Here is an 8,156-nt window from a genome sequence, read left to right as displayed (position 1 = left end):
GGGCCGGCCGTTCCGGTGGCTGTGGGCGGCGTACGCCGTCAGCGCCTTCGGCAGCCGGCTGGCCTTCGACGCCTTCGCGCTGATCGCGGTGCTGGTCCTGCACGCCGGGCCGGCCGGGGTGGCGCTGCTCGCGGCGGCGGGCCCGGCCGTGGGCGCGGCGGCGGCGCTGCCGCTCGGGGCGTGGGTGGAGGCCCGCCCGAAGCGACGGGTGATGGTCGCGGCCGATCTGCTGCGGTGCGCCGCGCTGCTGAGCGTCCCGGCCGCCTTCGCCCTGGGTGTGCTCGGCATCGGCCAGTTGCTGGTGGTCTCGGCGGTGGTCGCCGCGGCGGACATCACCTTCGGCGCGGCGAGCGGCGCGTATCTGAAGGCGCTGCTGCCCCGGGAGGACCTCCTCCCGGCGAACGCGCGCCTGGAGGCGACCTCCTGGACCGCCCTCGCGCTCGGTCCCCCGCTCGGCGGGCTGGCCGTAGGAGTGTTCGGCCCGCTGGTGACGGTCCTGGCGGACGCGGTCAGCTTCCTGCTGTCGGCGCTCGGACTGCGGGCCGCCGGCGGCAGCGGGGAACGGCGGCCCCCTCCGCTCCCCGGGCCCAGACCCGGCGGCCCGGAGCCCGGCCGCCGGCCGCACGCCCCGCCCCCCGCCTCCCCCGGCCCGGACCCCGGCGGCCTGCGGGCCGGATGGCGGCACCTTCTCGGCCAGGCCGCCCTGCGCCCGCTGTTCCTCAACGCGGTCCTGGTCAACGCCCTGATCATGGTGAGTGCGCCGCTGCTCGCGGTGCTGATGCTCGGCCCGCTCGGCTTCGCGCCCTGGCAGTACGGCCTGGTCTTCGCCGTGCCCTGCCTCGGGGGTCTGCTCGGCTCCCGGCTCGCGCCGCGCCTGGTGGCCCGGTACGGCCGCTGCCGGGTCCTGCTCGGCGCGGGCACCCTGCGCGCCTGCTGGCCGGCCGGGCTGGCCTTCGTCGGTCCGGGCACGTCCGGCCTGGTCCTGGTGGCGGCCGTCGAGTTCGGGCTGATCACCTGCGCGGGCGTGTTCAACCCGGTGCTCGCCACCACCCGGCTGGAGCTGACCCCGGCGGACCGGGTGACCCGCACCCTGACGGCGTGGTCGGTCACCGGCAGGGCCGCGACCGCCGCCCTGACGGCCCTGTGGGGCCTGCTGGCGGCCGTGACGGGACCGCGCGCCGCGATCGCCCTCGCGGGGGTCCTGCTGCTGGCGACGCCCGCGCTGCTGCCCTGGCGCGAGCGGGCGGCGGACCGGGACGAGCGTGCGCGGCGGCCCCGTCACCTCTCTTGACGCCGCCTTCCCGCCGGGCTTACGTTCCTCCGCAGCAGCCAATAGGAAACTTTCCTAACAGTGCTTCCGCGATGCCCCTGATGGACTTCCGTCCTCGGTCGCTGAGAAGCTGGGCGGCCGAGAGGCAGGTGTGGACCCCATGGCAGGAACAGCCGGTACGCCGGGCACTCCGCGCGTCCTGCGGGCCATGAACGACCGCGCCGCCCTGGACCTCCTGCTGGAGCACGGGCCGCTCTCGCGCACCCGGATCGGCAAGCTCACCGGCCTGTCCAAGCCGACCGCCTCCCAGCTGCTGGCCCGCCTGGAGGCCGCCGGCCTGGTCCTGGCGAGCGGCACCACGGAGGGCCGCCCGGGGCCCAACGCCCAGTTGTACGAGGTCAATCCGGCCGCCGCCCACGCGGCCGGGCTCGATGTGACTCCCGAGCGCGTCCTGGCCGCCGTCGCCGACATCACGGGCCGCACGGTCGGGACGTACGAGCTGCCCACCCCCGGCAGGAGCCCGTCCCGGCCCGTCGTGCACCAGGTCACCGACGCGCTGGACGGCGCGGTGAAGGCGGCCGGGCTCGCCCGCGACGACGTCCGCCGCCTGGTCGTCGGCACGCCCGGCGCCTTCGACCCCACCACGGGCCGGCTGCGCTACGCCCCCCACCTCCCCGGCTGGCACGCCCCCGCGCTCCTGGAGGAACTGGCGGCGGCGCTGCCGATGCCGGTCGAGTACGAGAACGACGTCAACCTCGTGGCGGTGGCCGAGCAGCGGCTCGGCGCGGCCCGCGGCCACGGGGACTTCGTCCTGCTGTGGAACGAGGGCGGCCTCGGCGCCGCCCTCGTCCTCGGCGGGCGGCTGCACCGCGGCTGGACCGGCGGCGCGGGCGAGGTCGGCTTCCTGCCGGTGCCGGGCGCACCCCTGGTCCGGCAGGTGACCAAGGCCAACAGCGGCGGCTACCAGGAGCTGGCCGGCTCCCAGGCGGTCCCGCGCCTGGCCCGCGAACTCGGCGTCCCGCACATCCCGTCGGGCTCCCACACCCAGGTCGCCGCCGCCCTCGTGGCACGGGCCGCCGGTGAGGACGGCGGTCCGGGCCGGCTGCTGCTGGAGACGTACGCGACCCGGCTGGCCACCGGTCTGGCCTCGCTGGTCTCCGTCCTCGACCCCGAACTGGTCGTGCTCAGCGGCGCCTCGCTCACCGCGGGCGGCGACGTCCTGCGCACCCTCGTCCAGAACGAACTGGAGGAGCTGGCCGCGGCCCGGCCCCGGCTCGTCGTCGGCGGTGTGCGTGAACACCCGGTGCTGCGGGGCGCGTTGGAGAGCGCCCTCGCCACCACCCGCGACGAGGTCTTCGACACCGCCCGCTGACGGCCGGCCGCCTCCCCGCCTGAACCTCCCCGCCTCCCGCCCGGTCCTCACCGCCCCCGCACCCTCTCTCACCCACCCCGTCCCGCCCCTGGGAGTCCTCGCCATGCCCGAAAAGTCCAGGAACGCCCTGCCGTCCCCGTCCCGCAGGGGGGTGGCCGCGCTCGCCGCCGCCGCCTCGCTCGCGCTGCTCGCCACGGCCTGCACCGGCTCCGCGCGGTCCGGCGCGAACGACGACCCGAACGCGCAGACCACGATCGCCTTCTGGCACGGCTGGAGCGCGCCCGCGGAGGTCGAGGCGATCCAGGCCAACATCGACCGCTTCGAGAAGGCCAACCCGAACATCACGGTGAAGGTCGTCGGCAACATCAACGACGACAAGCTCAACCAGGCGCTGCGCGCGGGCGGTTCGAACGGGCCGGACGTGGTGTCGTCGTTCACGACCTCCAACGTCGGCAAGTTCTGCTCCTCGGGCGCCTTCCTCGACCTCAAGCCCTTCATCGAGAAGTCGGGGCTCGACCTCGGCAGGCTCATCCCGAAGCCGATGCTGGACTACACCCAGTTCGAGGGCACCCGCTGCGCCCTGCCGCTGCTCGGTGACGCCTACGGCCTCTACTACAACAAGGACGCGTTCGAGAAGGCCGGGATCACGGCCCCGCCGAAGACCTGGTCGGAGTTCGCGAAGGTCGCCGAGAAGCTCACCGTCCCCCGGGGCGACGGCTACCGGCAGCTCGGCTTCATGCCCAACTACCACGGCTACGAGACGGTCGTGGACCACTACATGGCGCAGTGGAACCACTCCTACTTCGACGCCCGGGGCAAGTCCAACATCGCCAAGGACCCGGCGTTCAAGAAGATGTTCACGTACCAGAAGAGCCTGGTGAACTCGCTCGGCGGCTTCGCGAAGCTGGAGAGGTACCGCAACACCTTCGGCGACGAGTGGGGCGCCAAGCACCCCTTCCAGACCGGCCAGGTGGCCATGCAGCTCGACGGCGAGTGGCGGCTGGGCATGGCGAGGGACGCCGGTGTCGGCTTCGAGATCGGCACCGCCCCGATGCCCGTCCCCGACGACGAGGCCGACCAGTACGGCAAGGGCTTCCTCTCCGGCACGATCATCGGCATCGCCCCGCAGAGCCGGAAGCAGAACGCGGCCTGGAAGCTGGTGAAGTACCTGACGACAGACACCCGGGCCGTCGTCTCCTTCGCCAACGCCATCCGCAACGTGCCCTCCACGTTCGCGGCCCTGAAGTCCCCCGACCTGAAGGTCGACCCCGGCTTCCGGACGTTCCTGGACATCGCGCGGAACCCGGCGTCCAACACCCCGCCGGCCTCCGTGAACGGCTCCACCTACCAGACGACGCTCCAGGACTTCGGCTACCAGTACGAGTCAGGCAGGGTGAAGGACCTCCAGGCCGGTCTGGAGAAGACCGCCCGGCAGATCGACACCGACATCGCGCAGGCGAAGTAGCCCTCGATGTCCGCGCACACGCTCCGCGCCAAGCGCCGCCGGTCGGCGCTCCGGACAGCGGCCTTCCTGTCCCCGTGGCTCGTCGGCTTCGGCGTCTTCTTCGCCTATCCGCTGGTGTCCACCGTGTACTTCTCGCTGATGAAGTACGACGGCTTCGGCACCCCCGTCTTCCGCGGGCCGGGCAACTGGGCGTACGTCTTCCAGGACTACCCGCTGTTCTGGCCCGCGCTGCGCAACACGCTCTGGCTGGTGCTGGTGATGGTGACCTGCCGGGTGCTGTTCGGGCTCGGCATCGGGCTGCTCGTCACGAGGATCAGGACCGGGACGGGGGTCTTCCGGACCCTGTTCTACCTGCCCTACCTCGCCCCGCCGGTCGCCGCGACGCTGGCCTTCGTCTTCCTGCTCAACCCCGGCACCGGGCCGGTCGACTCCGTCCTGGAGGGCCTCGGGCTGCCCGCGCCCGGCTGGTTCACCGACCCCGCCTGGTCCAAGCCGGCCCTCACGGCGCTCGCGCTGTGGGGCGTGGGCGACCTCATGGTCATCTTCATGGCCGCCCTGCTCGACGTACCCAGGGAACAGTACGAGGCCGCCGAACTGGACGGCGCGTCGCCCTGGCAGCGGTTCCGCTTCGTGACGCTGCCGAACATCTCGCCGATCGTGATGTTCGCCGTCGTCACCGGCGTGATCCAGACCATGCAGTACTACACGCAGCCGCTGGTCGCCGGGAAGGTCGCCTCCGGCATCATCGGCGGCTCCGGCCAGCAGTTCGAGCCCGGCTATCCGGACAAGTCCACGCTGACCCTCCCCCAGCTCGTCTACAACCTCGGCTTCCAGCGCTTCGACTACGGATCGGCCAGTGTGGTCGCGCTCGTCCTGTTCGCCCTCGCCATGGCGTTCACCGCGCTGCTGATGCGACGCCGGGGCGGACTCATCCAGGCAGGTGACCGACCATGACCCAAGTGCCGGACAGACCGACCGAGTCGACGCCGGCCACCGAGGCCGGCCGTACGGCCCGGCGCCGGGCGCTGCTGGAGTGGATCGCGGTCCACTCGCTCGGCGTCGCCGCCGCCCTGTTCTTCACCCTGCCCTTCGTGTTCGTCGTGCTGACCTCGCTGATGAGCGACCAGCAGGCCCTCACCCGCGATCTGGTCCCGGACACCTGGGAGTGGGGCAACTACGCCGACGTCCTCGCCACCCCCGGCTTTCTGACCTGGTGGAAGAACACCCTGGTCTACGCCGGCCTCGGCACGGTCCTGACCGTGGTGTCGTCCGTCCCGGTGGCGTACGCGCTCGCCAAGTTCCGCTTCCGCGGCCGCAGTCTGACCCTGATGCTGGTCATCTCGATGATGATGCTGCCGCCGCAGGTGCTCGTCATCCCGATGTACCTGTTCTGGGCCAGGCAGCTGGACCTGTCGGGCTCCCTGTGGCCCCTGATCATCCCGACGGCCTTCGGCGACGCGTTCTCGATCTTCCTGCTGCGCCAGTTCCTGACGACCATCCCCGACGAGTACCTGGACGCGGCCCGGGTGGACGGCTGCGGCGAACTGCGCACCCTGCTGCGCGTGGTGCTGCCCATGGCGAAGCCGGGGATCGCCGCAGTGGCCCTCTTCCAGTTCTTCTCCGCGTGGAACGACTACTTCGGGCCGCAGATCTACGCCTCGGAGAACCCGGCGGCCTGGACGCTGTCGTACGGGCTGGAGTCGTTCAAGGGAGCGCGCCACACCGACTGGAATCTGACCATGGCCGCGACCGTCCTGGTCATGGCCCCCGTGATCCTCGTGTTCTTCTTCGCGCAGAAGGCGTTCGTCGAGGGTGTCACGCTCACCGGAGTGAAGGGCTGAATCTCACGTGAAACTCACCGTGGTCGGCGGAGGCTCGACCTACACCCCCGAACTCGTTGACGGCTTCGCCCGGCTGCGGGACACCCTCCCCGTGCGGGAACTGGTCCTGACGGACCCGGCGGCCGACCGTCTCGACCTGATCGCCGCCCTGGCCCGCCGTATCTTCACCCGCCAGGCCCACGACGGCACGATCACCACCACGACCGACCTCGACGCGGCGGTGGACGGCGCCGACGCGGTCCTGCTCCAGCTGCGCGTGGGCGGTCAGGCGGCCCGGCAGCAGGACGAGACCTGGCCCCTGGAGTGCGGCTGCGTCGGCCAGGAGACGACCGGCGCCGGCGGCCTGGCGAAGGCGCTGCGCACCGTACCGGTCGTACTCGGCATCGCCGACCGCGTCCGCCGCGCCAACCCCGGCGCGTGGATCATCGACTTCACCAACCCCGTCGGCATCGTGACCCGGGCCCTGCTCCAGGAGGGCCACCGGGCGGTCGGCCTGTGCAACGTGGCGATCGGCTTCCAGCGGAAGTTCGCGGCGATGCTCGGCGTCCCCCCGGCCGACGTCCACCTCGACCACGTGGGCCTCAACCACCTCACCTGGGAGACCGGGGTGCGCCTCGGCGGCCCCGCGGGCAAGGACGTCCTGCCCGAGCTGCTGAGCGGGCACGGCGAGGCCGTCGCCGCCGACCTGCGGCTGCCCCGCGCCCTGCTGGACCGGCTGGGCGTCGTCCCCTCGTACTACCTGCGCTACTTCTACGCCCATGACGAGGTGGTGCGCGAGCAGCGCACCAAGCCCTCGCGCGCCGCGGAAGTGGCCGAGATGGAAAGGCAGTTGCTCGCGCTCTACGCCGACCCGGCCCTCGACGGGAAGCCGGAGCTGCTCGCCTCGCGGGGCGGCGCCCACTACTCGGAGGCCGCCGTCGACCTGGCGGCGGCCCTGCTGAACGGCGCGGGCGCCCCCCACCAGGTGGTGAACACCCGCAACGACGGCACCCTCCCCTTCCTCCCCGACGACGCGGTGATCGAGGTGCAGGCGGCCGTGACCCGCGAGGGCGCGGCCCCCCTGCCCGTGCCGTCCGTCGACCCCCTGTACGCGGGTCTGATGGCCCAGGTGACGGCGTACGAGGACCTGGCCCTGACCGCCGCCCTGCGCGGCGGCCGCGAGCGCGTCTTCAAGGCACTGCTCGCACACCCCCTGATCGGCCAGTACGCCGCAGCGGACCGGCTCACCGACCAGCTGATCGCACACAACCGGGAGCACCTCACGTGGGCATGACCGCACGTGTCCTCGCCGTGGACGCGGGCAACAGCAAGACCGACGTGGCGGTCGTGGCCGGCGACGGCACGGTCCTCGCCACGGCCCGCACGGGCGGCTTCCGCCCGCCGGCGGTGGGGGTGCGGCAGGCGGTGGACACCCTGGCCGGGGCGGTGGAGCGGGCGTACACGGCGGCGGGCGTCAGCTCCGCCGACCATGTCTCGGCCTGCCTGGCCAACGCGGATCTGCCGGTGGAGGAGGAGACCCTGACCGCCGCGCTGCACGCACGCGCGTGGGGCGCGCGTGTCGACGTCCGCAACGACACCTTCGCGATCCTGCGCGCCGGAGTGGCCGAACCCCGCGGTGTGGCCGTCGTCTGCGGCGCCGGCATCAACTGTGTGGGGATGCGGCCCGACGGCCGTGCGGCGCGCTTCCCGGCGCTCGGCCGCGTCTCCGGCGACTGGGGCGGCGGCTCGGGCCTGGCGGAGGAGGCGCTGTGGCACGCGGCGCGTGCCGAGGACGGCCGCGGCGTGCCCACGGACCTCGCGCGGACCCTGCCCGCGCACTTCGGACTGCCCACCATGTACGCCCTCATCGAGGCGCTGCACCTGGAGCACATCGCGGAGGCGCGCCGGCACGAGCTGACACCGGTGCTGTTCGCCACCGCCGCGCACGGCGACGCGGTCGCCCGCGCCCTCGTCGACCGGCTGGCCGAGGAGGTCGTGACGATGGCGTCGGTCGCCCTGGCCCGCCTGGACCTGCTGGAGGAGGAGACCCCGGTCCTGCTGGGCGGCAGCGTCCTGGCCGCCCGCCATCCCCAACTGACCGACGGCATCCGCGAACTGCTCGCCGTCCGCGCCCCCAAGGCGGTGCCGACCGTGGTCACGGCGAGCCCGGTCCTGGGCGCGGCGCTGCTCGGACTGGACGCCACGCGGGCTCCTTCGGACGTCCACGAG

7 protein-coding genes are annotated in these 8,156 nt (G+C 73.0%); all 7 read left to right on the top strand.

Features of this window, described 5'->3' with window-relative positions:
* Window positions 1-1,291 (top strand): MFS transporter (locus SZN_RS33285; protein WP_007503812.1); only part of this gene is annotated, 1,291 nt, incomplete at its 5' end.
* Window positions 1,292-1,430: 139 nt separating this feature from the next.
* Window positions 1,431-2,642: an ROK family transcriptional regulator gene (locus SZN_RS33280; RefSeq protein ID WP_043734386.1), complete on the top strand. Its 1,212-nt coding sequence runs from the start codon at window positions 1,431-1,433 to the stop codon at window positions 2,640-2,642.
* Window positions 2,643-2,745: 103 nt separating this feature from the next.
* Window positions 2,746-4,107 (top strand): ABC transporter substrate-binding protein, encoded by a 1,362-nt coding sequence (locus SZN_RS33275; protein ID WP_208865886.1) that lies wholly within the window; start codon window positions 2,746-2,748, stop codon window positions 4,105-4,107.
* Window positions 4,108-4,113: 6 nt separating this feature from the next.
* Window positions 4,114-5,061: a carbohydrate ABC transporter permease gene (locus SZN_RS33270; protein WP_007503807.1), complete on the top strand. Its 948-nt coding sequence runs from the start codon at window positions 4,114-4,116 to the stop codon at window positions 5,059-5,061.
* A complete protein-coding gene (locus tag SZN_RS33265; protein ID WP_007503806.1) occupies window positions 5,058-5,948 on the top strand; it encodes a carbohydrate ABC transporter permease in 891 nt (296 codons plus the stop codon). The genes SZN_RS33270 and SZN_RS33265 overlap by 4 nt, the downstream gene beginning before the upstream one ends.
* A gap of 7 nt (window positions 5,949-5,955) precedes the next feature.
* A complete protein-coding gene (locus tag SZN_RS33260; RefSeq protein WP_007503805.1) occupies window positions 5,956-7,221 on the top strand; it encodes a 6-phospho-beta-glucosidase in 1,266 nt (421 codons plus the stop codon).
* The coding region (locus SZN_RS33255; protein WP_007503804.1) for an N-acetylglucosamine kinase at window positions 7,212-8,156 on the top strand (945 nt) is incomplete at its 3' end. The genes SZN_RS33260 and SZN_RS33255, both read left to right, overlap by 10 nt.

Origin of the sequence: Streptomyces zinciresistens K42 (assembly GCF_000225525.1) — a bacterium.
Classification (GTDB): Bacteria; Actinomycetota; Actinomycetes; order Streptomycetales; family Streptomycetaceae; genus Streptomyces; species Streptomyces zinciresistens.
Note: the sequence above shows the minus strand (reverse complement) of the source record. Positions and strands in the feature narration are given on the sequence as shown.